This is a genomic window from Streptomyces sp. NPDC005151, assembly GCF_053599875.1.
The window spans coordinates 36,020-57,176 of record NZ_JBSFYR010000041.1 but is presented as its reverse complement, the minus strand read 5'-3'; the positions used below and the strand labels follow the sequence as shown (position 1 = coordinate 57,176).

Sequence of the window (21,157 nt, the reverse complement as noted above, 5' to 3'; positions counted from 1 at the left end):
GCTCCTTCCCCAAGCTCTCAACTTCGTTCGAGCAGGGGAGACCCCACTGGGGGACTTCCGGCCGCCTTGCGATCGCACGCACTGGACGACGCTCCTCATGGGGCAAACATTGCCGGTCACGGCACTAGCGCGCTTCGGCCGACGCGTACATCTTCGCGATCACGGCCTCGATGTCCGGCTCCCGCACCGAGAGATCCACCAGCGGATACTCCGCAGCGATCCGCGCCACCAGCGGAGCCGCCGAACCCGACGCCGGAAAGGCCAGCCACTGCCTCGGCCCCTCCACCTTCACCGTACGCACCGAAGGCTCCGACTCCATTCGGATCGGCGGGAGTTCACGCTCCAGGTCCACGACCAGCGTGCGCTCGCTCTCACCGATCTCATGCAGCCCGGCGAGCGCACCGTCGTACATCAGGCGGCCGTGGTCGATCACCATCACCCGCCGGCAGAGCTGCTCGATGTCCGTCAGATCGTGGGTGGTGAGCAGCACCGTCGTGCCCCGCTCGGCATTCAAGTCCCGAAGAAATTCACGGACCTTGGCCTTGGAGACCACATCCAGACCGATCGTCGGCTCGTCCAGATACAGCACCTCCGGGTCGTGCAGCAGCGCCGCCGCGATGTCGCCGCGCATCCGCTGCCCGAGCGACAGCTGCCGCACCGGCACGTCCAACAGTTCGCCCAGATCCAGGAGTTCGACACAACGGTCCAGGTTCTCCCGGAACCGGGCGTCGGGGACCCGGTACATCCGGTGCACCAGCCGGTACGAGTCGCGCAGCGGCAGGTCCCACCAGAGTGTGGTGCGCTGGCCGAAGACCACACCGATCCGGTGCGCCAGCCTCGTACGTTCCCTGGAAGGGTCGATGCCCGCGACCCGCAGCCGCCCGCCGCTCGGGGTGAGGATGCCCGTCAGCATCTTGATGGTGGTCGACTTGCCCGCGCCGTTCGGGCCGATGTAGCCGACCATCTCGCCGCGCTCCACCCGGAAGCCGATCCCGTCGACCGCGCGGACCTCGCGCCGCTCGCTGCGCAGGAAACCCGTCCTGCGGCGCACCTCGAAGACCTTCTCGACACCGTCGAGCTCAATGAAACCCGTACCCGTATCCATGACCCGTCCTCGCTCCGCTCGTCCTCAGTTGCCCGTGCTCCGGTACGAACGCAGCCCCGCCCGCCACGCCGCCCCCGCGAGCACCCAGCACACCCCCGCCACCACCGGCGGCAGGAACGCCACCCACTCCGGCAGCCCCAGCGGGTACTCCCGGCCCAGCACATACAGCGCGGGCAGCCAGTTCACAAAGGCCAGCGGCACCACGAACGTCACCCCGCGCACCAGGTCCTTCGCGAAGACCGTCGGCGGGTACTGCAGCAGTGTGTTCCCGCCGTACGTGAAGGAGTTCTGCACCTCCGCCGCGTCCTGCGCGAAGAACTGGAACGCCGCCCCGCCCACGAACACCGCGCCGAAGATCGCCGCCCCGCTCAGCAGCATCAGCGGGACCATCACCACCTTCAGCGGCGTCCACGCGATGTCCAGCACCGCGAGCCCGTAACCGAGCACCAGCAGCCCCTGCGTGATCCGCCCCAGCCTGCGCAGCGCGAACCGGTCCGCCGCCACCTGGGCGAGCACCGGAACCGGGCGCACCAGCAGCGTGTCCAGCGTGCCGTCCCGGACCCGGCGGCCCAGCCGGTCCATCGACCCCAGCACCAGATCGGCCAGCCCGAACGCGGTGCCCGAAGCCCCGTACAGCAGGGCGATCTCCGGCAGCGTGTAGCCGCCCAACTCGTCGACGTGCGCGAACATCAGCAGGATCGCGACGAAGTCGAAGCCCGTCGCCGCGAAGTTCCCGAACGCCGTCATGGCGAACGAGGCACGGTACGCCATCGTCGAACGCAGCCACATCGCGACGATCAGCCCGTACGCACGAACCCCTTCGACCAGCCTCGACCGCTCGGCGAACACCGCATCGGGAACCTCGACGGCCCTCGAGACCTCGGTGACCTCAGCCACCCTGAACCACCACCCTCCGCGTCGCCACCGACTGCACCAACCGCCCCGCCAACAACAACGCCAGCGCCCAGCCGCCCTGGAAAGCGAACGCCTCCACCAGCCCCCACCCCGCGTGCTTCCCGAGGAACACATCGGCCGGCACCTGGAGGAGCGCCGACCACGGCAACGCCCGCGCCACCTCGCCCAGCACCCCCGGGAACAACGTCAGCGGAAGCAGCAGCCCCGAGAAGAACAGCCCCGCCAGGAACGCGATCTGCGCCGCACCCGCCCCGTCCATCAGCCAGAACGCGGAGAGCGCCACCAGATAGCGCAGAGCGAAACTGACCACGACCCCGAGCGTCACCGAAACCAGGAACGCCAACCAGACCCCCGGCGAGCCGGGCAGAGCCAGTGGGAACGCCAGCGCCCCCAGCACCATCGGCACGACGCCGCGCGCCAGCAGCTGGAACACAGCCCGCCCCAAGTCACCGGCCAGCCACCACAGTTGAAGATCGACCGGCCGGTAGAGGTCGACCGCCACATCACCGGTACGGATCCGCTCGACCAACTCGTCCTCGAAACCGCCGCCCATCATCGCGGAGGTCGCCAGCAGCGCCTGCCCCAGCCACACATACGTGAGCGCCTGGGACATGTCGTAGCCGCCGAGCTGCGGACGCTCGTCCCACAGCGCCGTATAGGTGTACGCCAGGATGAAACCGAAGACGGTGTTGGTGAACACCCCCGCCGCCGTCGCGATTCGATAGGTGGCATGGCGCCGGAACCCGCCCGCCGCAACCACCGCGTACAACCGCATCCCCATCACCCTCGCGCTCGTTCGCACTCGTGCACCCAACCGCGTTGGACACCAAAGCGCACGACCTTAGTGCAGCGGGAACAGCCACCGCGACCGCTTTTCGGCGGCCGATCCGGGAGCGATCACAGGTCGGCCCGGGGTCGATCCGGGGCTTATTCCACAGAAAAGGGCACTATGGGGGAATTGACCGCAGTCGAGGAGTCTCCACTGATATGAGCGACGAGCCACAGCAGCAGAGCGGGGGGCCCGGCAACGGGAACTGGGCCCCGAGGGACCCCTCTGCCGGCACCGGCGCCCCCGCAGGCCCAGCCGCCCCCGGCGGGAAGAAAAAGGGAAGCAGGAACCGCCCCGGACGCACCGGCCGGCGCCGGGCCGTCCCCACCTGGCGGGTGACGCTCGCCACGCTCCTCGTCATCGCCCTGGTCCTGATCGGCGGATTCATCGCCGGATACCAGCTCGTCGGCATTCCGCCCGCCAACCCCACCGCCACCGCGCAGTCCAACGTCTACCTCTACAAGGACGGCAGCTTCATCGCCCGCGACGGCGAGATCAACCGGCAGAACATCCAGCTCGCCCAGGTCCCCCTCAGCGTCCAGCACGCCGTCCTCGCCGCCGAGGACCGGAACTTCTACTCCGAACGCGCCGTCGACATCAAGGCAATGGCCCGCGCCGGCTGGAACACCCTCACCGGCAAGGGCAAACAGGGCGGCTCCACCATCACCCAGCAGTTCGTGAAGAACTACTACCTCGGCCAGGAACAGACCGTCATGCGCAAGGCCAAGGAGTTCTTCATCGCGATCAAACTCAACCGCGAAGTGAGCAAGGACCAGATCTTCGAGGGCTACCTCAACACCAGCTACTTCGGCCGCAACGCCTACGGCATCCAGGCTGCGGCCCAGGCGTACTACGGCAAGGACATCGGCGACATCACCACCGCCGAAGGCGCGTACCTCGCCTCCCTGCTCAACGCCCCCAGCGTGTACGACGTCGTCGTCCACCCCGAGAACAAGGCCGCGGCCGTCGCCCGCTGGAACTACGTACTCGACGGCATGGTCAAGAAGAACTGGCTCGGCGCATCCGAACGCGCCACCATGCGGTTCCCCGTGCCCGACAAGGTGAAGCCCGCCACCGGACTCTCCGGACAGCGCGGCTACATCGTCCAGGCCGTCAAGGACTACCTCACCACCCACAAGATCATCGACGAGAACACGCTCGCCACCGGCGGCTACCGCATCACCACCACACTGGAGAAGAAGAAACAGAACGCCCTGGTCAAAGCCGTCAACGACAACGTGATGTCGATGACGAGCAAGGAGCGCCCGGCCGACCGCAACGTCCGCGTCGGCGGCGCCTCCATCGACCCCTCGAACGGCCGGGTCGTCGCCATGTACGGCGGCATCGACTACACCAAGCAGTACGTCAACAACGCCACCCGCCGCGACTACCAGGTCGGCTCCACCTTCAAACCGTTCGTCTTCACCTCCGCCGTCGCCAACCGGTCCACCACCCAGGACGGCCGGCGCATCACCCCCAACACCCTCTACGACGGCACCAACAGACGCATGGTGCAGGGCCCGAACGGACCTACCGGATACGCCCCCGCCAACGAGGACGACAACAGCTACGGACCCATCACCGTCCGAGAGGCCACCGACAAGTCCGTCAACGCCGTCTACGCGCAGATGGCCGAGGACGTCGGCCCCGGCAACGTCGAAGACACCGCCATCTCCCTCGGCATCCCCAAGAACACCCCCGACCTGACCGCCTCGCCGTCCATCGCACTCGGCACCGCCACCGCCAGCGTCCTCGACATGACCCAGGCGTACGCGACACTCGCCAACCACGGCAGGCACGGCACCTACACCCTCGTCGACAAGATCAGCAAGGACGCCGAGGAACTCGCACTCCCCGGCCGTGACACCAAGCGAACCGTCAGCCGCGAAGCCGCCGACACCACCACCTCGATCCTGCAGAGCGTCGTCGAAAACGGATCGGGAACCGCCGCCCAGGGCGCCGGCCGCCCCGCCGCCGGCAAGACCGGCACCGCCGAGGAGGACAAGGCCGCCTGGTTCGCCGGCTACACCCCGAACCTCGCGACCGTCATCGCCGTCATGGGCCAGGACCCCGACACCGGCGTACAGAAACCGCTCTACGGAGCACTCGGCCTGTCCCGCGTCAACGGCGGCGGCGCCCCCGCCCAGACCTGGGCCCAGTACACCGGCGCCGCACTCAGCGGCAGCAGCATCGAAGAATTCGCCCTCGAACTCGAAAGGGGCGCCGAGGAATCCGCCCTGCCCACCGACGAAGGCACCGGCCCCACCGACACCGGTACCCCGTCCGAGACACCGTCCGGCCAACCGCCGAGCAGCCCGCCCAGCACCCCGCCCACCAGCCCCGCCAGCAGCGGCGCCGCCACCTCGGCACCGCCCACCGGCCCCCCGCTCGGCGGCAGCGCGGACATCCTCGGCAGCGACAACGGCGGCATCGAAGAACTCTTGCCCCAGGACGCCGACGGCGCCCGCCCGACCCCGGACGAGTGACCTACGGGGCTCAGTGCCCCGACGTCGCCTTCAGCCCCACCACAGCCACCAGCAACAGAGACACGAAGAATATCCGGGCGGCGGTCACCGGCTCATGCAGTACCACCATGCCGAGCACCGCCGCCCCCGCCGCACCGATACCGACCCACACGCCGTACGCCGTACCGATCGGCAACGACTTCGCCGCCTGCGACAACAGCACCATGCTGGCCACGATCCCGAACCCGGTGAACACACTCGGCCACAACCGGGTGAACCCATCCGTGTACTTCATCCCGATCGACCAGCCCACTTCCAGCAGACCGGCAACAACCAGCAGAACCCACGCCACGACGGCACCTCCGAACACCACAGACACACGGACATCACGGGTGCGTCGTCTTTGCGGAAACCCGGTACGGCGCGTCTCGTCGGGGTCCCACCAACATAGCAAAGAGCATGCGTAAGGCCTGGTGACACCGGTCACCAGGCCTTACGCCACACATCTCGCAGACAACAGAGCTACAGGGCTACAGATACAGCCCGGTCGAATCCACCGAACCCTCGAACCGGTCCGCCGCCACCGCATGCAGATCCCGCTCCCGCATCAGCACGTACGCCACACCCCGCACCTCGACCTCGGCACGGTCCTCCGGGTCATACAGCACCCGGTCGCCCGGCTCCACCGTCCGCACATTCTGGCCGACCGCAACCACCACGGCCCAGGCCAGCCGGCGCCCCACCGCAGCAGTCGCCGGAATCAGAATGCCGCCGCCCGAACGCCGCTCGCCCTCAGGCGTATCGGACCGGACCAGCACGCGGTCATGCAGCATGCGAATGGGCAGCTTGTCGTCGGTGTTCTCGCTCACGACCCGAAACCTACCTGCCCGCAGCCGTCCCGCACGCCCCCGGGGTCAGTCTTCTCAGCGCTTCTTGCGCCGCACCGACACCACAAGCAGCCCCACCACGCCGACCGCCAGCAACGCCGCCGGAACCACCCGCTCCAGACGCGGCGCGCCATCCTCCGACACAAACTGCGCCTTCACGTCCGACACCGTCCGATTCACCGCGACGAACGCCCGCCCGGCCGTCCGGTCCACGGCCTCGGCAGCCTTGGCCTTCGCATCACCGATGATCGTCTTCGGGTGCACCCGCACCCCGATCTCATCGAGCACCACCGCAAGCTGCTCACGCCTGCTGATGATGTCCGCCTCGATCTGCGCAGGGGTCCTGGCATCCGACACTGCGCCGCCTCCGTGGTCCTCGTCCGGTCAACCTTCATCGCCAGTCTGTCAGCTCAGCCGCCCGCATACCCGACGGCACCCCTATTACGCTCGGTCCCGTACACCCCACACGCCCCTGAGGAGAACCATGAGCGAGCGACTCCAGCCCGGTGACACCGCCCCCGCCTTCACCCTCCCCGACGCCGACGGCAACGACATCTCGCTCGCCGACCACAAGGGACGCAAGGTCATCGTCTACTTCTACCCGGCCGCCCTCACCCCCGGCTGCACCAAGCAGGCCTGCGACTTCACCGACAACCTGGAACTCCTGGCCGGCGCCGGATACGAAGTCATCGGCATCTCCCCCGACAAGCCCGAGAAGCTCGCCAAGTTCCGCGAGAAGGAAAACCTCAAGGTCACGCTCGTCGGCGACCCCTCCAAGGAAACCCTCGAGGCATACGGCGCGTACGGCGAGAAGAACTCCTACGGCAAAACCGTGACGGGCGTCATCCGCTCCACCGTCGTCGTCGACGAAGAAGGCAAGGTCGAGCACGCCCTCTACAACGTCAGGGCCACCGGCCACGTCGCCAAAATCATCAAGGACCTCGGCATCTGACCGACGCCACGCCCCTGTGACGGGCGTCGCACTTTCACTCCCCATCGGTCTGCGACCGCCATGACCGCACAGAAGCCCCGTCCCCCGGGAACGGCCCGCACCGCTTCAGCCGAAGTGGTGCGGGCCGTTCCACATCTCGCCGCATATCGGACGTGACCATCCGATAAACGGTTCGTTGCTCCGTACAAGGCCGCGAACGCGCGGTCGGATACGGAGGGGATCGATGGCGGTTCGATACACGCGAGAGCTGCTTGAAGAGGCGGCATGCGAGACGACCAACTACGACGACGCGGTCCGCTGGTGCGGGGGCACGCCGACGGCGGGCAGCAGGCGCTACCTGCGCCAGAAGCTGGCAGAGGCGAACATCGATACCTCCCACTTCCCGAAGAAGTGGGTGCGGTACTCGGAGGAATCTTTGCGGGAATCGGTTGCAGCGTCCGCATCGGTGAGAGAGGTCTTGCAACGGCTGGGGATCAACCCTGTCGGCGGCAGCCACGCGCACATCAGCAGGCGGATCGCGTCACTGGGCATCGACATATCCCACTTCACGATGCGCCGAGGCCGCGCGAAAGGTTCACGCGGCAACCTACTCGTTCTGGGCTCTCCGCAGGACGGGCGGATCCAACGCTCACGACTCTGCCGAGAACTCCTTCGGCTCGGAATACCGGAGCGCTGCGCCGAATGCGGGACAGGCGCCGTATGGAACGGCAAACCACTGCGACTTGAGGTGGATCACAAGAACGCCGACTGGTGGGACAACCGACCGGAGAACCTGCAGTTCCTCTGCCCCAACTGCCACTCGGTGACCGACACTTACCGCGGGCGGAAGCGGAAGGCGGTGTGAAAAGTCCCCAGTACACGCGCGAGCGGCTGGCGGCGGCTGCAGCCGAGTCATCCGGCATGGTGGATCTGATGCGCAGACTCGGCGCCACGCTCGGCAGCGGAGCGCGCTCCTACCTGAACCGGCGCCTGCGGCACTACGGCATAGACACATCCCATTTCCGCGAGGAACTGCTGCCGGAGCGAGAACGTCGCTCGTACTCGGAAGCACTCCTCGCCGAGGCCGCGGCGCGCTCCTACAGCATCCGGGAAGTGCTGGAGTACATGGGCCTCCCACCACAAGACAGCCCGTACAGCCATATCCGCAAGAAACTCGATCAGTACGGCATCGACACCTCACATTTCACGCGCGGGCGCCGATACGGAGCAGGCATCCTGAACCGAGACGAGCTGGTGGCGGCCGTGGAGGCCTCGTTCAGCTTCGCAGGCATACTCAAGCTTCTGGGTCGTGCCGACAACGGCGCCGGTCGCGCTCTCGTGAAGCGCAGCATCGAAGCACACAGCATCTCAACCGAACACTTCACAGGGCAGGGCCATTTCCTCGGAGCCTCCTCTCCCTATCGCAAACCTGCGGGGGAGATCCTGAGGCGGCTCGACCCGCCCTCGCCCCGGACGAGGACCGCTCATCTGCGACGCGCGCTTGATGACCTGAACGTTCCGCACGAGTGTGCAGCGTGTGGCATTGGCGATGTCTGGCGGGGCAAGCGCCTGGTGCTGGAGATCGACCACATCAATGGCGACCGGCTGGACAATCGCCGCGAGAACCTGCGGTACCTCTGTCCGTCCTGCCACAGCCAGACGGATACATTCGCCAATCGCTCCCGTTCATCCCCCAGGAAGCAGTAACATTGCTTTGGTTTGCGCCCGTACGCCAACTGGTGAGCGGCGACTTTTAGGTAGTCGTGTTTTGTGTCGGTTCGAGTCCGACCGGGCGCACCATACGAAGCCGATGCCGGGCTCCTCCGAGGAGACCCGGCATCGTGCTGTCACCCCACCAGCTCCCGCACCACCGGCACCAGCGCCCGGAACGCCTTGCCGCGGTGGCTGATCGCGTTCTTCTCCGCCGGGGTCAGTTCCGCGCAGGTCCGGGTCATGCCCTCCGGCTGCAGGATAGGGTCGTAGCCGAAGCCGTTCGTGCCGGACGGGGTGTGGCGGAGGGTGCCCAGGAGGCGGCCCTCGACCACGCGTTCCGTGCCGTCCGGGAGGGCGAGAGCTGCCGCGCAGGCGAAGTGGGCGGCGCGGTGGGTGTCGTCGATGTCGGAGAGCTGGGCCAGCAGCAGGTCCAGGTTGGCGCGGTCGTTGCCGTGGGTGCCGGCCCAGCGGGCCGAGAAGATGCCGGGGGCGCCGCCGAGTACGTCGACACAGAGGCCGGAGTCGTCGGCGATCGCGGGGTGGCCGGTGGCCTGGGCCAGGGCGTGCGCCTTGAGGAGGGCGTTCTCGGCGAAGGTGACGCCGGTCTCCTTGACGTCGGGGATCTCGGGGTACGCGTCCGCGCCGACGAGTTCGTGGCTGAGCCCTGCGTCGGCGAGGATCGCGTGGAGTTCGGTGATTTTCCCGGCGTTGCGGGTGGCGAGGATCAGGCGGGTCATGTGCCGATTATCGCGGGGTGCCGGGTGCGGTCCGCTATGAGGTGCAGACGTTGCCGATCTCCTTGGCGGCGTCGGTGACCGGAGTGATGTCCGGGGTGGCGTCGCCCTTGTCGACGGCGTCGCGGACGTTCTTGACGCCGGCCTGGAGGTCGTCGACGGCCTTGGAGAGGTCGGCGTTGTCCGTCTTGTCGCCGAGGTTGCCGAGTTCCTTGTCTATCTCGTCGAGGGCCTCGGATGCCTGGGTGGGGTCGTTCGAGGCGTTGGAGACGGCCTGCTGGAGGTTGTCGACGCTGGTGGCTATGGCGTCGGCGGTACGGACGCAGTCGAGGGCCTTGTCGACGGCGCCGCAGCCGACCGCGGCGGTGAGGGTGAGAGCGGTCAGGGTCAGCGCGACGGTGATGCGGCGGTGGCGGGTGGCCTTGGCCATGGTGCGGTTCCTCCCCGGGTGCGGATACGCGGACGGACGCACGGTTCGACCCGTGCGTCCGTACTCGTAATGACGCTGTGTGGTGCGTACTTGGTTGCTTCTTTACTCGCCGAGCGTGCGGGCGAGGGCCGCCTGCTGGATGGCACTGAGGTCGACGCAGCCGCTGGTGGCGAGGTCGAGGAGCGCGTTCAGTTCCTTGCGGTCGAAGGGCTCGGCCTCGGCGGTGCCCTGGACCTCGACGAAGCGGCCGTCGCCGGTGCAGACGACGTTCATGTCGGTCTCGGCGCGGACATCCTCCTCGTAGCAGAGGTCGAGGAGCGGCGCGCCGTCGACGATGCCGACGCTGACGGCGGAGACGGTGCCGGTCAGCGGCTTGCGGCCGTGCTTGATGAGCTTCTTGCCCTGGGCCCAGGTGATGGCGTCGGCGAGGGCGACGTACGCGCCGGTGATGGCGGCGGTGCGGGTGCCGCCGTCGGCCTGGAGGACGTCGCAGTCGAGGACGACGGTGTTCTCGCCGAGCGCCTTGTAGTCGATCACGGCGCGCAGGGACCGGCCGATGAGGCGGCTGATTTCGTGGGTACGGCCACCGATCTTGCCGCGTACGGCTTCGCGGTCGCCGCGGGTGTTGGTGGAGCGGGGCAGCATGGAGTATTCGGCGGTGACCCAGCCTTCGCCGCTGCCCTTGCGCCAGCGCGGGACGCCTTCGGTGAAGGAGGCGGTGCAGAAGACCTTGGTGTCGCCGAAGGAGATGAGGACTGAGCCTTCGGCGTGCTTGCTCCATCCGCGTTCGATGGTGATGGGGCGGAGCTCTTCGGGGGTGCGGCCGTCGATACGAGACATGGCGTCGAGCCTATCGGCTGGGCCGTGGGCGCCGGTCGGGGTGTGCCGGGGAGCGGGTGAGGGTGCAGCGGGGGGCGGTGGCGGTGTGCCGCAGGCCCCGTTCTGGCGGGATCGGGGCCTGTGGGGTGCGGAGCCGGGCCCGCTCAGCGAGTGGTCGTCACATCATGTCTTCGATGTCGGCGGCGATGGGGTCGGCGTCGGTGCCGATGACGACCTGGATCGCGGTGCCCATCTTGACGACGCCGTGGGCCCCGGCGGCCTTGAGCGCGGCTTCGTCGACCTTGCTCGGGTCGATGACCTCGGTGCGGAGGCGGGTGATGCAGCCTTCGATTTCTTCGATGTTGTCGATCCCGCCGAGCCCGGCGACGATCTTCTCAGCCTTGCTGGCCATGTGGTTCTCCCTGGTTCTTCTCGTCCGGCGCCGGCCCACCATGGGTCCGTTTCGTCACGGTAACGCACGGTTGGCCCAACTTCGCGAGCGAGCAACCTGATCATCACCAATGATGACGATCACCGGTGCTCTGTCCTCCGGGCGGGTTGCGCACCGCACCGCAACTGGTCTGCACCACTTTGCGACGACCGCCAGACGTGGCCTGTTCCGGGAGGATGCCGATGAGCTCAAGCAGCGCCACAGCACCACGGAAGGTGTGGTGGCACGGCTTCTTCCAGGGCCTCCAGAAGATGGGACGCAGCCTCCAGCTCCCGATCGCGGTGCTGCCGGCGGCCGGCATTCTCAACCGGCTCGGTCAGCCGGACGTGTTCGGCAACGAGGGTCTCGGCTGGGACAACGTCGCGAAGGTCTTCGCCGCTGCCGGTGGAGCGCTCCTCGACTCCGGTCTCGGCCTGCCCTTGTTGTTCTGCGTCGGGGTCGCGATCGGCATGGCGAAGAAGTCGGACGGTTCGACGGCGCTCGCGGCGGTGACCGGCTTCCTCGTCTACTACGCGGTGCTGCACGCCTTCCCGGTGGACTGCGCACCGGGCTCCACCTTCACGGCGGGCGGCACCTGGTTCGGCACCTGCGTCACCGGCAACGCGAAGGTGACGGCCGCCCAGTACCAGAACCCCGGGGTGTTCGGCGGCATCGTGATGGGGCTGATGTCGGCGTGGTTCTGGCAGCGGTACCACCGGGTCAAGCTGGTCGACTGGCTGGGCTTCTTCAACGGCCGCCGGCTCGTGCCGATCATCATGGCGTTCGTCGGTCTGGCCTTCGCCGCCCTGTGCGCCTGGCTGTGGGCGCCGATCGGTGACGGTCTGACCAGTTTCTCCAAGTGGCTGGTGGACCTGAACTGGCTGGGCTCCGGCATCTTCGGCATCGCCAACCGCGCGTTGCTGGTAGTCGGCCTGCACCAGTTCCTGAACACGTTCGTCTGGTTCCAGTTCGGCGACTTCACCAAACCGGACGGGACGGTCGTGCACGGTGACATCAACCGGTTCCTGGCGGGCGATCCGACGGCCGGGCAGTTCACCACGGGCTTCTTCCCGATCATGATGTTCGCGCTCCCGGCTGCGGCGCTGGCGATCTACCACTGCGCCAAGCCGCATCGCCGGAAGGCGGTCGGCGGCATGATGCTCTCGGTCGGTCTGACGTCGTTCGTGACGGGCATCACCGAGCCGATCGAGTACTCGTTCCTCTTCGTCGCCCCGCTTCTGTATGTGATCCACGCCGTGCTCACCGGTGTCTCGATGGCGGTGAGCTGGGGGCTCGGCGTGAAGGACGGCTTCAGTTTCTCGGCGGGTCTGATCGACTACGTCATCAACTGGAGCCTGGCCACGAAGCCCTGGATGATCATTCCGATCGGCTTCTGCTTCGCAGTGGCGTATTACGTGATCTTCCGGTTCGCCATCACCAGGTTCGACCTCCAGACTCCCGGGCGCGAGCCCGACGAACTGGAGGCACAGATCGAGAAAGACCTCGTCAAGTAGGTCTTCGGCCGCCGACGACGGAGCTCCCGCCTTCCGGGCGGAAGGTGGGGGCTCCGTCGTACGTACCCGAGACCCTAGATCTCGTAGACCGCGCCCGGAACCGCCAGCTCCGCCGGTCCGCGGTAGATCGTGCGGGCATCGGCCAGGTTGCGGTCCGCGTCCGTCCACGGCGGGATGTGGGTGAGGACGAGCCGTCCCACCTTCGCGCGTGCGGCGATCTCGCCTGCTTCGCGGCCGTTGAGGTGGAGGTCCGGGATGTCTTCCTTGCCGTAGACGAACGATGCTTCGCAGAGGAACAGATCGGCGCCCTCCGCGAGTTCGTCCAGCGCCTCGCAGATGCCGGTGTCGCCCGAGTACGCGAGGGTGCGGCCGCCGTGCTCGATGCGGATACCGAAGGCGTCGACGGGGTGACAGACCTTCTCCGTGCGGACCGAGAAGGGGCCGATGTCGAACGAGCCGGGCTTCAGCGTGTGGAAGTCGAAGACCTCGCCCATGGACCGGTCGGACGGGGTGTCGGCGTGGGCGGTGGTCAGTCGCTGTTCGGTGCCGTCGGGGCCGTAGACCGGGATGGACGCGGGGCGTCCGCCGTCGTGCCGGTAGTAGCGGACGACGAAGTACGCGCACATGTCAATGCAGTGATCGGCATGGAGATGGCTGAGGAAGATGGCGTCGAGGTCATAGAGACCGACGTGGCGCTGCAGCTCACCGAGGGCGCCGTTGCCCATGTCGAGGAGCAGCCTGAAGCCGTCGGCCTCTACGAGGTAGCTCGAACATGCCGAACCCGTGGACGGGAACGAGCCCGAGCAGCCGACGACGGTGAGCTTCATGGAGCGTGAACCTCCGAGACGTGGGAACGGGGAGGGTTCGTGCGATTTGTTGAGCGTAAGGCGCGAAACACCTGGTCGCTCCTCTGGGGCCTGCCGTTGTGGGCGAACTCACCTGCTCTGTCACCGGTTCGATGGAAGCGGGTGCGGAGGGCGGGTGCGGAGGGCGGGTGCGGAGAGCGCGTGCGGAGAGCGGGTGCGGAGAGCGGGTGCGGAGGGCGGGTGCGGAGGGCGGGCCGGCGGGGGCGCCGGTACCGTCGGGGCATGGACATGTCCTGGTGGCCGGCTCTGGCCGTGGTCGTACTGCTCGCTCTCATTGCCGCGATTGCCGACGGGCGGGGGCGGCTCGGGCGGGGGCGTCAGCGCCCTGGTGGGCGTTCTGCCCGGCAGACGCGTCCGCCGGGCAGGCGGGAAGGGCCGCGGGGGCAGCCGGAGCGGGCGCCGCGGCCGGGTGAGATCTGGTGGGCGGAGGTTCCGTACGAGGACGGGCCCGGGACGAAGGACCGGCCCTGTCTGGTGCTGTCGGTGCGGGGCGGTGCGGCGCTCGTCGCGAAGATCACCAGCAAGCATCACGAGGAGCGGCCCGGGGTGATCGCGCTGCCGCCTGGTTCGGTGGGGGATACGCAGGGGCGCGCGAGTTTCCTGGAGACGGACGAGCTGCGGGATGTGGCGGTGCGGGGGTTCCGGCGGCGGGTGGGGACGGTGGACCCGGCGGTGTGGGAGCGGGTGCACGGGATCGGCTGACGGTCGAAAAAAGTCCTCGGCCGCCGGACGGGCTGGAATTCCAGCGGGTCCGGCGGCCGAGGGCGGGACGGCGCACAGCGGCTTGGTGTTACGCCCAGAGCTGGCCGTGCAGCGTTTCGATGGCCGCTTCCGTCGTGGGGGCCGTGTAGACGCCCGTCGACAGGTACTTCCAGCCGCCGTCGGCGACGACGAAGACGATGTCTGCCGTCTCCCCCGCCTTGACCGCCTTGGTGCCGACTCCGATCGCCGCGTGGAGTGCGGCACCGGTGGAGACGCCCGCGAAGATGCCCTCCTGCTGGAGGAGTTCGCGGGTGCGGGTGACGGCGTCGGCGGAGCCGACGGAGTAGCGGGTGGTGAGGACCGAGGCGTCGTAGAGCTCGGGGACGAAGCCCTCGTCGAGGTTGCGGAGTCCGTAGACGAGGTCGTCGTAGCGCGGCTCGGCGGCGACGATCTTGATGTCGGGCTTCTGTTCGCGCAGGTATCGGCCCACACCCATGAGCGTGCCGGTGGTGCCGAGGCCCGCCACGAAGTGGGTGATGGAGGGCAGGTCGGCGAAGATTTCGGGACCGGTGGTGGCGTAGTGGGCGCCCGCGTTGTCCGGGTTGCCGTACTGGTAGAGCATCACCCAGTCCGGGTGCTCGGCGGCCAGTTCCTTGGCGACGCGGACGGCTGTGTTGGAGCCGCCGGCCGCCGGGGAGGAGATGATCTCGGCGCCCCACATGGTGAGCAGGTCGCGCCGTTCCTGCGAGGTGTTCTCCGGCATGACGCAGACGATGCGGTAGCCCTTGAGCTTGGCCGCCATGGCGAGCGAGATGCCGGTGTTGCCGCTGGTGGGCTCCAGGATGGTGCAGCCGGGGGTCAACCGGCCGTCCTTCTCGGCCTGTTCGACCATGTGGAGCGCGGGGCGGTCCTTGATCGAGCCGGTGGGGTTGCGGTCCTCCAGCTTGGCCCAGATGCGGACGTCGTCCGACGGTGACAGCCGCGGCAGGCGGACGAGCGGGGTGTTGCCCACCGCGGCGAGCGGGCTGTCGTACCGCATCAGTTCATGCCGCCTGCGACGGCCGGGAGGATGGTGACGCTGTCGCCGTCGCTGAGCTTGGTGGAGATTCCGTCGAGGAAGCGGACGTCCTCGTCGTTGAGGTAGACGTTCACGAAGCGACGGAGCTGGTCGCCGTCGACGATGCGCTCACGGATGCCGTTGTGGCGGCTGTCGAGGTCCGTGAAGAGGTCGGCGAGGGTCTCTCCGTTGCCCTCGACGGCCTTGGCGCCGTCGGTGTAGGTGCGGAGGATGGTCGGGATGCGGACCTCGATGGCCATGGCGTGGGCTCCTGTCGAAGCGGAGTGGTGGCGTGGGGCGCGCGGCTCTGCCCCCGCGCAGGGGTGTGTCTGGACGTCGCTCGGGGCCGCGGCCCGGCTCAGGCCTTGCGGCCGGCGGGCAGGCGGCTCGTACAGATCGCGCTGGAGAGCCTGCACAGGTCGACGTGCAGGCGCGCGACGAGCAGCATGCCCGGCGTCTTGTCGCTCACGTCATGGGGAACCATGGGTTCATCGTATCGATTCCCGGTCCGGACCCCGGCATGTGATCTCACCTGGTGGATGGTGAGTGTTCGCCTGGTGGACGGTCGAAGGCCGGGCGGGGAGCCGCGGCGGGCCGGGACGGGGATTCGCCCCGGCCGCTGGAGGTCAGGCGGGTTCGTACGCCTCGACGACCTTGACGTCCTCCTCGGTGATCACGCCGTCCACGATGCGGTACGAGCGGAACTGGAAGGGGCCCGCGTCGTCGGTGTCGGCGGTGGAGACGAGCACGTAGTGGGCGCCGGGCTCATTGGCGTACGTGATGTCGGTGCGCGAGGGGTACGCCTCGGTCGCCGTGTGCGAGTGGTAGACGATCACCGGCTCCTCGTCGCGGTCGTCCATCTCGCGGTAGAGCTTCAGCAGGTCCGCGGAGTCGAACTCGTAGAACGTGGGCGAGCGGGCGGCGTTGAGCATGGGGATGAAGCGTTCGGCGCGGCCGGTTCCGGCCGGGCCCGCGACCACGCCGCACGCCTCGTCGGGGTGGTCCGCGCGGGAGTGCGCGACGATCTGGTCGTACAGCTCCTGGGTGATGGTCAGCATGGCGTCAGGATAAGCAGAGGGCCCCCGCGTACCGAGGAGTGGTACGCGGGGGCCCGTATGCCGGACGGCCGGGTCGGGTCAGCGCTTGGCGAAGGCCGTGCTCTCGGGGTTACGGGCCTTGAGGACCAGGTACGAGACGCCGAGGATCAGGGCCCAGAGCGGGGCACAGTACAGCGAGATCCTGGCGTCCTTGTCGATGCCCATCATCACGATCACCATGCCGATGAAGGCGAGGGCGAAGACGCTGGTGTACGGGGCGCCGGGGGCCCGGAAGGTGGACTGCGGGAGCACTCCGCGGTCGGCCAGGCGGCGGTAGCGGATCTGGCAGACGAGGATCATGATCCAGGCCCACATGCCGGAGATGGTGGCGAAGGAGACGACGTAGGTGAAGGCGTCTCCGGGCCACTGGTAGTTGATCCAGACGCCGACGAGCATGAGAGCGGCGGAGAAGGTGGTGCCGACGAGCGGGGTGCCGCTCTTGGTCAGCCGGGTGAAGAACGTCGGGCCCTGTCCGTTGAGCGCGAGGTCGCGCAGCATGCGGCCGGTGGAGTACATGCCGGAGTTGCAGGAGGAGAGGGCCGCGGTCAGGACGACGAAGTTGACGATGCCTGCGCCGATGCCGAGACCCATCTTCTGGAAGGCGGCGACGAACGGCGAGATGCCGGGCTGGAATTCCGTCCACGGGACGACGGCGAGGATCATGACGAGGGCGCCGACGTAGAAGACGGCGATGCGCCACGGCACGGTGTTGATGGCCTTGGGCAGGACGGTCTTCGGGTCCTTGGACTCGCCTGCGGTGACGCCGACGAGTTCGACGGCGAGGAAGGCGAACATCACGATCTGCAGAGTCATCAAGGTGCCCTTGATGCCGTGCGGGAAGAAGCCGCCGTCGGCCCACAGGTGGGAGACGGACGCGGTGTCGCCGGCGTCGGAGAAGCCGAGGGTGAGAATTCCGGCACAGATGAGGATCATGCCGACGATGGCGGTGACCTTGACCATCGAGAACCAGAATTCGAGTTCCCCGAAGAGCTTCACGGAGATCAGGTTCACGACGTACAGGATGACCGTGAAGATCAGTGCGGACACCCATTGGGGAATGTCGAACCAGAACGTCATGTACTGGGCTGCCGCGGTGACTTCGGTGATTCCGGTGACGACCCAGAACAGCCAGTAGGTCCAGCCGGTGACAAATCCTGCGAAGGGGCCGACGAATTCGCGGGCGTACTCCGAGAATGAGCCCGAGACCGGGCGGTACATGAGGAGTTCGCCCAGGGCCCGCATGATGAAGAAGATCACCAGGCCTGCGATGGCATAGGCCAGGATGAGGCTGGGTCCCGCCTTGGCGATGGCCTTGCCCGCGCCGAGGAAGAGGCCGGTTCCGATGGCCCCGCCGATCGCGATCATCTGGATCTGGCGGGCACCGAGGGCGCGCTGATAGCCCTCGCCCGAGGTGGTGGCATCTGCGGCTTCCGCGGCCTGCTGCGAGCCGCCTTGTCCCTTGTCGACCTGCGCCGATGTCATGTGTTGCGCCTTTCTCCACGCCGATCCGCGCCTGACGGCTGCGGATCGGGTCCTGATCCCCCCGGATATGAATGGAGTGCGACCGGCGGTCCGCCGGTGGTAGCGCCCCCGGGTACAGGGATGGCGTCCCCGGGTGGTCGTGAAGATTTATCACGGAGCCACCGGTGGCCCACCGGACATTGTGTGGTGCACACCACAGGAAAAAGCGGACAAGAGTTTCCAGCCGCCACAAAAAAGGCCATTCAGGTGACGGGATCGTTATTTGGATTTGAATGTCCGTTGAGCGAACACTCCGACCCGGCCCCAAGGGGAGGTAAAACCCGATCAAGGAAAGGCGGGTGAGTCACGGCGTTCGGTGCGGTGCATCGCCACGGGGCGGCCCTTGGGCGTCGGAGCGTCCTCACAGCGGAGCCGTGCGGGCGTTTGGGCAACGCCGCGAGTGAGGCCTCCCCCATTCGGGCGAAGCCGAGCACGTGGGGAAGTGCTAAGAGCCCGCCGGGTGACCTTCGATCGGAAAGCGGACGTGCTCTGGTGCATGCGATTCCAAGGCGCCGGAAGGCCCTCGGATGGGGTCTCCCCTGCTCGAACGAAGCTGAGAGCTTGGGGAAGGAGCTACTAGGGCATTTCGGCAACGCGGGAAGCGTGCGTGCCAGGGCGTGGCCGCCCGATCAGAGGTCACCCGACAGGCTCTAAGGGCTGTCCCGGCCACGATCCGCCGGACAGCCCCTACGGCATCAGGGTCTCGACGAGCGTCTCCTGGAGCGCGCCCAGCCAGAGGTAGGCCATGACCATCGGCTTGCGCGGGTCGCTGTCGGGCAGCCGGTAGAGCGAGCCCTCACCGCCCTCGTCCTCGTCGGAGACCTCCAGGCGGGCACCGATGGTGAGGCGGAGGTCGTTGAGGGCACCGAGCCAGTTGCGGCATTCGTCGGCGGTGAGCGTGAGGACTGCGCCTTGCTCGCCGGACGGGAGTGCGTCGAGGGTGCGTACGACGGTGAGCGCGTCGCCGCGCTTGCGGGTGCGCAGGTCGTTCTCGGTGAAGCGGCGGAACTCGGCGGACGCGGCGCGCAGTTCGCTGTCCTCGTCGCCGTACGCCTCCGGGAAGAGGCGAGCCAGGGCCGGGTCGGTCGGCGGCTCGCTGGGCCCTTCGGCGAACAGGGCGGCGAGTGGGTCCTCACCGTCGGCCGGTTCGTCGCCGGGTCCGATCAGTTCCAGCAGCTGGACGGCGAGGGAGCGCAGGATCGCGATCTCCACCTCGTCGAGCGCGACGGCCGCGCCGCCGCCGGGGGTGGCCTCGAAGTGGCCGGCCATGGGTTTTCTCCGATGGTGGGTCGGGCGGGGCAGAGATGGAGGCTATTTGCGGTCCTGGGTCAGGGTGGCCCAGAGCCCGTAACCGTGCATGGCCTGGACATCGCGCTCCATCTCCTCGCGGCTGCCGCTGGAGACGACGGCGCGGCCCTTCTGGTGGACGTCGAGCATCAGCTTGTGGGCCTTGTCCTTGGAGTAGCCGAAGTAGGCCTGGAAGACATAGGTCACGTAGCTCATCAGGTTGACCGGGTCGTTGTGGACCAGCGTCACCCAGGGCACGTCGGGCTCGGGGACAACGAGGTTCTCCTCGGCCGATTCGGGGCGCTCGATCTCTACAGGGGCGACACTCACCTACCCCATGCTGCCACCCGGGAGGGGGCATCGCACAAACGGCTTAGATCTCGTCACTCTGACGAAATAGGGGTAGCATCCGAGCCATGAACTCTGCGGACCTTGGGCGACGGGTCGGCGTGCCGTCGACAGCGCTCTTCACCGACCAGTACGAGCTCACGATGGTGCAGGCGGCACTGAAGGCGGGCACCGCCGACCGGCGCTCGGTCTTCGAGGTGTTCACCCGCCGACTGCCCGAGGGGCGGCGCTACGGCGTCGTCGCGGGCATCGGACGCGTCCTGGACGCGGTGGAGAACTTCCGCTTCGACGACGAGATGCTCACCTTCCTGCGCGACCGGAACATCGTCGACGGGCCGACGCTCGCCTGGCTGGCGGACTACCGCTTCAGCGGCGACATCTGGGGCTACCCGGAGGGCGAGGTGTACTTCCCGGGCTCGCCGATCCTGCGGGTCGAGGGCTCCTTCGCCGAATGCGTGCTGTTGGAGACGGTGATCCTGTCGATCCTCAACCACGACTCGGCGGTCGCCGCGGCGGCGTCCCGGATGTCGGCGGCGGCGGGCGGTCGCAGGCTGATCGAGATGGGTGCACGACGCACCCATGAACTGTCCGCGGTGGCGTCGGCGCGGGCCGCGTACATCGGCGGCTTCGACGCGACATCCGATCTGGCGGCCGGGTTCCGCTACAACATCCCGACGGTCGGGACGAGCGCGCACGCGTTCACGCTGCTGCACGACAGCGAGCGCGACGCGTTCCGGGCGCAGGTCGACTCGCTGGGCCGGAAGACGACGCTGCTGGTCGACACGTACGACGTCGCCGAGGCGGTCCGTACGGCGGTCGAGTTCGCCGGCACCGAGCTGGGGGCCGTCCGGATCGACTCCGGGGACCTGCTGCTCCTCGCGCACCGGGTGCGGCAGCAGCTGGACGAGCTGGGCGCCACCGGGACGAAGATCGTGGTGACGTCGGACCTGGACGAATACGCGATCGCGTCGCTGGCCGTGGCACCGGTCGACGCGTACGGCGTGGGCACGCAGCTGGTCACCGGCAGCGGGCAGCCGACCTGCTCCATGGTCTACAAGCTGGTCGCCCGGGCGAGCTCCGCCGATCCCGCGGAACCGCTGCGGCCGGTTGCGAAGAAGTCGCTGGGGGCGAAGTCCTCGGTGGGCGGTCGCAAGTGGGCCGCGCGGCAGCTGGACGAGAACGGAGTGGCCGAGGCCGAGGTGGTCGGCACCGGTCCGGTGCCCGACGGGCTGGCCGACCGCCAGCTGCTGGTCGAGCTGGTCAGGGGTGGTGAGGTGATCGCGCGCGAGTCGCTGGACACGGCGCGGGAGCGGCATATAGCGGCGCGGCGGGGGCTGCCGATGTCGGCGATCCAGCTGTCCAAGGGGGAGCCGGTGATTCCGACGGAGTTCGTCTGAACGTGCCGCGGCAAGGAAGGCGACGGTCGTTGCCAGCAGCGATACGCCCCCTCCCGCAAGGCGGTCTTTGTCTCTAGGCTCGATTTGCAGCCCCCGAACTTCACCGTTCC

25 protein-coding genes, 1 tRNA gene and 1 riboswitch are annotated in these 21,157 nt (G+C 68.0%); of the genes, 8 read left to right on the top strand and 18 right to left on the bottom strand.

Annotation, left to right across the window (positions count from 1 at the left end; all coding sequences use genetic code 11):
* Positions 1-124: 124 nt before the first annotated feature.
* From ACWD6R_RS22290 to ACWD6R_RS22280, 3 genes are read right to left on the bottom strand one after another with little or no spacing between them, the layout of a single operon-like run.
* Complete coding sequence (locus tag ACWD6R_RS22290) at positions 125-1,105, bottom strand: ABC transporter ATP-binding protein (protein ID WP_451820284.1); 981 nt, start codon at positions 1,103-1,105, stop codon at positions 125-127.
* 24 nt (positions 1,106-1,129) lie between these two features.
* On the bottom strand, positions 1,130-2,002 hold the full coding sequence (locus ACWD6R_RS22285) for an ABC transporter permease (RefSeq protein ID WP_451820283.1): 873 nt from the start codon (positions 2,000-2,002) through the stop codon (positions 1,130-1,132).
* On the bottom strand, positions 1,995-2,795 hold the full coding sequence (locus ACWD6R_RS22280; RefSeq protein ID WP_451820282.1) for an ABC transporter permease: 801 nt from the start codon (positions 2,793-2,795) through the stop codon (positions 1,995-1,997). Before ACWD6R_RS22280 ends, ACWD6R_RS22285 begins: the two co-directional genes overlap by 8 nt.
* A 212-nt stretch (positions 2,796-3,007) precedes the next feature.
* On the opposite strand from ACWD6R_RS22280, the gene ACWD6R_RS22275 reads away from it, so the two are divergent.
* Positions 3,008-5,335, top strand: coding sequence for a transglycosylase domain-containing protein (locus ACWD6R_RS22275; protein ID WP_451820281.1), 2,328 nt, complete (start codon positions 3,008-3,010; stop codon positions 5,333-5,335).
* Positions 5,336-5,345: 10 nt separating this feature from the next.
* On the opposite strand, the gene ACWD6R_RS22270 is transcribed toward ACWD6R_RS22275, so the two are convergent.
* From ACWD6R_RS22270 to ACWD6R_RS22260, 3 genes are all read right to left on the bottom strand, one after another.
* Positions 5,346-5,666 carry a DMT family transporter gene (locus tag ACWD6R_RS22270; protein ID WP_451820280.1) on the bottom strand — a complete coding sequence of 107 codons (321 nt, stop codon included), beginning with the start codon at positions 5,664-5,666 and terminating at the stop codon, positions 5,346-5,348.
* A gap of 39 nt (positions 5,667-5,705) precedes the next feature.
* Positions 5,706-5,771, bottom strand: a riboswitch (guanidine-III (ykkC-III) riboswitch).
* Between the two features lie 73 nt (positions 5,772-5,844).
* Positions 5,845-6,183, bottom strand: coding sequence for a GroES family chaperonin (locus ACWD6R_RS22265; RefSeq protein WP_030923137.1), 339 nt, complete (start codon positions 6,181-6,183; stop codon positions 5,845-5,847).
* A 54-nt stretch (positions 6,184-6,237) separates the two neighbouring features.
* Positions 6,238-6,558 (bottom strand): DUF3618 domain-containing protein, encoded by a 321-nt coding sequence (locus ACWD6R_RS22260; RefSeq protein ID WP_406419861.1) that lies wholly within the window; start codon positions 6,556-6,558, stop codon positions 6,238-6,240.
* A 127-nt stretch (positions 6,559-6,685) separates the two neighbouring features.
* On the opposite strand from ACWD6R_RS22260, the gene bcp reads away from it, so the two are divergent.
* From bcp to ACWD6R_RS22240, 4 genes are all read left to right on the top strand, one after another.
* Positions 6,686-7,153, top strand: a complete 468-nt coding sequence (bcp, locus tag ACWD6R_RS22255) for a thioredoxin-dependent thiol peroxidase (RefSeq protein ID WP_451820279.1) — start codon at positions 6,686-6,688, stop codon at positions 7,151-7,153.
* 223 nt (positions 7,154-7,376) lie between these two features.
* Positions 7,377-7,997 carry an HNH endonuclease gene (locus ACWD6R_RS22250; RefSeq protein WP_451820278.1) on the top strand — a complete coding sequence of 207 codons (621 nt, stop codon included), beginning with the start codon at positions 7,377-7,379 and terminating at the stop codon, positions 7,995-7,997.
* A gap of 56 nt (positions 7,998-8,053) precedes the next feature.
* Positions 8,054-8,839: an HNH endonuclease signature motif containing protein gene (locus tag ACWD6R_RS22245; RefSeq protein WP_451820293.1), complete on the top strand. Its 786-nt coding sequence runs from the start codon at positions 8,054-8,056 to the stop codon at positions 8,837-8,839.
* A gap of 14 nt (positions 8,840-8,853) precedes the next feature.
* Positions 8,854-8,932, top strand: a tRNA-Leu gene (locus ACWD6R_RS22240).
* 47 nt (positions 8,933-8,979) lie between these two features.
* Here the strand turns inward: ACWD6R_RS22240 and rdgB are convergent.
* The 4 genes from rdgB to ACWD6R_RS22220 all read right to left on the bottom strand — a co-directional run bounded on the left by rdgB (position 8,980) and on the right by ACWD6R_RS22220 (position 11,282).
* Positions 8,980-9,582, bottom strand: coding sequence for an RdgB/HAM1 family non-canonical purine NTP pyrophosphatase (gene rdgB, locus ACWD6R_RS22235; RefSeq protein WP_451820277.1), 603 nt, complete (start codon positions 9,580-9,582; stop codon positions 8,980-8,982).
* A gap of 34 nt (positions 9,583-9,616) precedes the next feature.
* A complete protein-coding gene (locus tag ACWD6R_RS22230; RefSeq protein ID WP_451820276.1) occupies positions 9,617-10,009 on the bottom strand; it encodes a hypothetical protein in 393 nt (130 codons plus the stop codon).
* Between the two features lie 102 nt (positions 10,010-10,111).
* On the bottom strand, positions 10,112-10,849 hold the full coding sequence (gene rph / locus ACWD6R_RS22225; RefSeq protein ID WP_451820275.1) for a ribonuclease PH: 738 nt from the start codon (positions 10,847-10,849) through the stop codon (positions 10,112-10,114).
* A 157-nt stretch (positions 10,850-11,006) separates the two neighbouring features.
* Positions 11,007-11,282, bottom strand: coding sequence for a glucose PTS transporter subunit EIIB (locus tag ACWD6R_RS22220; RefSeq protein ID WP_451820274.1), 276 nt, complete (start codon positions 11,280-11,282; stop codon positions 11,007-11,009).
* 179 nt (positions 11,283-11,461) lie between these two features.
* Here ACWD6R_RS22220 and ACWD6R_RS22215 point away from each other — a divergent pair, with 179 nt between their 5' ends.
* Positions 11,462-12,772 carry a PTS transporter subunit EIIC gene (locus tag ACWD6R_RS22215; protein WP_451820273.1) on the top strand — a complete coding sequence of 437 codons (1,311 nt, stop codon included), beginning with the start codon at positions 11,462-11,464 and terminating at the stop codon, positions 12,770-12,772.
* A gap of 74 nt (positions 12,773-12,846) precedes the next feature.
* Here the strand turns inward: ACWD6R_RS22215 and ACWD6R_RS22210 are convergent, their stop codons facing one another.
* Positions 12,847-13,599: an MBL fold metallo-hydrolase gene (locus ACWD6R_RS22210; RefSeq protein ID WP_451820272.1), complete on the bottom strand. Its 753-nt coding sequence runs from the start codon at positions 13,597-13,599 to the stop codon at positions 12,847-12,849.
* A 261-nt stretch (positions 13,600-13,860) separates the two neighbouring features.
* On the opposite strand from ACWD6R_RS22210, the gene ACWD6R_RS22205 reads away from it, so the two are divergent.
* Complete coding sequence (locus ACWD6R_RS22205; RefSeq protein WP_451820271.1) at positions 13,861-14,340, top strand: type II toxin-antitoxin system PemK/MazF family toxin; 480 nt, start codon at positions 13,861-13,863, stop codon at positions 14,338-14,340.
* An 88-nt stretch (positions 14,341-14,428) separates the two neighbouring features.
* On the opposite strand, the gene ACWD6R_RS22200 is transcribed toward ACWD6R_RS22205, so the two are convergent.
* The 7 genes from ACWD6R_RS22200 to clpS form a co-directional block, all read right to left on the bottom strand.
* On the bottom strand, positions 14,429-15,379 hold the full coding sequence (locus ACWD6R_RS22200) for a PLP-dependent cysteine synthase family protein (RefSeq protein ID WP_451820270.1): 951 nt from the start codon (positions 15,377-15,379) through the stop codon (positions 14,429-14,431).
* Positions 15,379-15,657: a MoaD/ThiS family protein gene (locus ACWD6R_RS22195; RefSeq protein ID WP_037692508.1), complete on the bottom strand. Its 279-nt coding sequence runs from the start codon at positions 15,655-15,657 to the stop codon at positions 15,379-15,381. Before ACWD6R_RS22195 ends, ACWD6R_RS22200 begins: the two co-directional genes overlap by 1 nt.
* A gap of 98 nt (positions 15,658-15,755) precedes the next feature.
* Positions 15,756-15,881, bottom strand: a complete 126-nt coding sequence (locus tag ACWD6R_RS22190; protein ID WP_268250412.1) for a putative leader peptide — start codon at positions 15,879-15,881, stop codon at positions 15,756-15,758.
* Positions 15,882-16,023: 142 nt separating this feature from the next.
* Complete coding sequence (locus ACWD6R_RS22185; RefSeq protein WP_451820269.1) at positions 16,024-16,455, bottom strand: Mov34/MPN/PAD-1 family protein; 432 nt, start codon at positions 16,453-16,455, stop codon at positions 16,024-16,026.
* 78 nt (positions 16,456-16,533) lie between these two features.
* Positions 16,534-17,976 carry an amino acid permease gene (locus ACWD6R_RS22180; RefSeq protein ID WP_451820268.1) on the bottom strand — a complete coding sequence of 481 codons (1,443 nt, stop codon included), beginning with the start codon at positions 17,974-17,976 and terminating at the stop codon, positions 16,534-16,536.
* Between the two features lie 726 nt (positions 17,977-18,702).
* Positions 18,703-19,284, bottom strand: a complete 582-nt coding sequence (locus ACWD6R_RS22175; RefSeq protein WP_451820267.1) for a DUF2017 domain-containing protein — start codon at positions 19,282-19,284, stop codon at positions 18,703-18,705.
* Between the two features lie 42 nt (positions 19,285-19,326).
* Positions 19,327-19,632: an ATP-dependent Clp protease adapter ClpS gene (clpS, locus tag ACWD6R_RS22170; protein WP_451820266.1), complete on the bottom strand. Its 306-nt coding sequence runs from the start codon at positions 19,630-19,632 to the stop codon at positions 19,327-19,329.
* An 86-nt stretch (positions 19,633-19,718) separates the two neighbouring features.
* On the opposite strand from clpS, the gene ACWD6R_RS22165 reads away from it, so the two are divergent.
* A complete protein-coding gene (locus tag ACWD6R_RS22165; RefSeq protein WP_451820265.1) occupies positions 19,719-21,047 on the top strand; it encodes a nicotinate phosphoribosyltransferase in 1,329 nt (442 codons plus the stop codon).
* Positions 21,048-21,157: the final 110 nt, after the last annotated feature.

Excerpts from the sequence above, each read along its gene's own strand:
- ACWD6R_RS22185 (WP_451820269.1), bottom strand. The coding sequence starts at position 16,455 with ATGCTGACCATCACCCAGGAGCTGTACGACCAGATCGTCGCGCACTCC.
- ACWD6R_RS22250 (WP_451820278.1), top strand. The coding sequence starts at position 7,377 with ATGGCGGTTCGATACACGCGAGAGCTGCTTGAAGAGGCGGCATGCGAG.
- rph (WP_451820275.1), bottom strand. The coding sequence starts at position 10,849 with ATGTCTCGTATCGACGGCCGCACCCCCGAAGAGCTCCGCCCCATCACC.
- ACWD6R_RS22205 (WP_451820271.1), top strand. The coding sequence starts at position 13,861 with ATGGACATGTCCTGGTGGCCGGCTCTGGCCGTGGTCGTACTGCTCGCT.
- ACWD6R_RS22210 (WP_451820272.1), bottom strand. The coding sequence starts at position 13,599 with ATGAAGCTCACCGTCGTCGGCTGCTCGGGCTCGTTCCCGTCCACGGGT.
- ACWD6R_RS22165 (WP_451820265.1), top strand. The coding sequence starts at position 19,719 with ATGAACTCTGCGGACCTTGGGCGACGGGTCGGCGTGCCGTCGACAGCG.
- ACWD6R_RS22200 (WP_451820270.1), bottom strand. The coding sequence starts at position 15,379 with ATGCGGTACGACAGCCCGCTCGCCGCGGTGGGCAACACCCCGCTCGTC.
- ACWD6R_RS22290 (WP_451820284.1), bottom strand. The coding sequence starts at position 1,105 with ATGGATACGGGTACGGGTTTCATTGAGCTCGACGGTGTCGAGAAGGTC.
- ACWD6R_RS22245 (WP_451820293.1), top strand. The coding sequence starts at position 8,054 with ATGGTGGATCTGATGCGCAGACTCGGCGCCACGCTCGGCAGCGGAGCG.
- ACWD6R_RS22230 (WP_451820276.1), bottom strand. The coding sequence starts at position 10,009 with ATGGCCAAGGCCACCCGCCACCGCCGCATCACCGTCGCGCTGACCCTG.
- rdgB (WP_451820277.1), bottom strand. The coding sequence starts at position 9,582 with ATGACCCGCCTGATCCTCGCCACCCGCAACGCCGGGAAAATCACCGAA.
- ACWD6R_RS22280 (WP_451820282.1), bottom strand. The coding sequence starts at position 2,795 with ATGCGGTTGTACGCGGTGGTTGCGGCGGGCGGGTTCCGGCGCCATGCC.
- ACWD6R_RS22175 (WP_451820267.1), bottom strand. The coding sequence starts at position 19,284 with ATGGCCGGCCACTTCGAGGCCACCCCCGGCGGCGGCGCGGCCGTCGCG.
- ACWD6R_RS22275 (WP_451820281.1), top strand. The coding sequence starts at position 3,008 with ATGAGCGACGAGCCACAGCAGCAGAGCGGGGGGCCCGGCAACGGGAAC.
- ACWD6R_RS22195 (WP_037692508.1), bottom strand. The coding sequence starts at position 15,657 with ATGGCCATCGAGGTCCGCATCCCGACCATCCTCCGCACCTACACCGAC.
- ACWD6R_RS22215 (WP_451820273.1), top strand. The coding sequence starts at position 11,462 with ATGAGCTCAAGCAGCGCCACAGCACCACGGAAGGTGTGGTGGCACGGC.
- bcp (WP_451820279.1), top strand. The coding sequence starts at position 6,686 with ATGAGCGAGCGACTCCAGCCCGGTGACACCGCCCCCGCCTTCACCCTC.
- ACWD6R_RS22190 (WP_268250412.1), bottom strand. The coding sequence starts at position 15,881 with ATGGTTCCCCATGACGTGAGCGACAAGACGCCGGGCATGCTGCTCGTC.
- ACWD6R_RS22180 (WP_451820268.1), bottom strand. The coding sequence starts at position 17,976 with ATGACATCGGCGCAGGTCGACAAGGGACAAGGCGGCTCGCAGCAGGCC.
- ACWD6R_RS22220 (WP_451820274.1), bottom strand. The coding sequence starts at position 11,282 with ATGGTGGGCCGGCGCCGGACGAGAAGAACCAGGGAGAACCACATGGCC.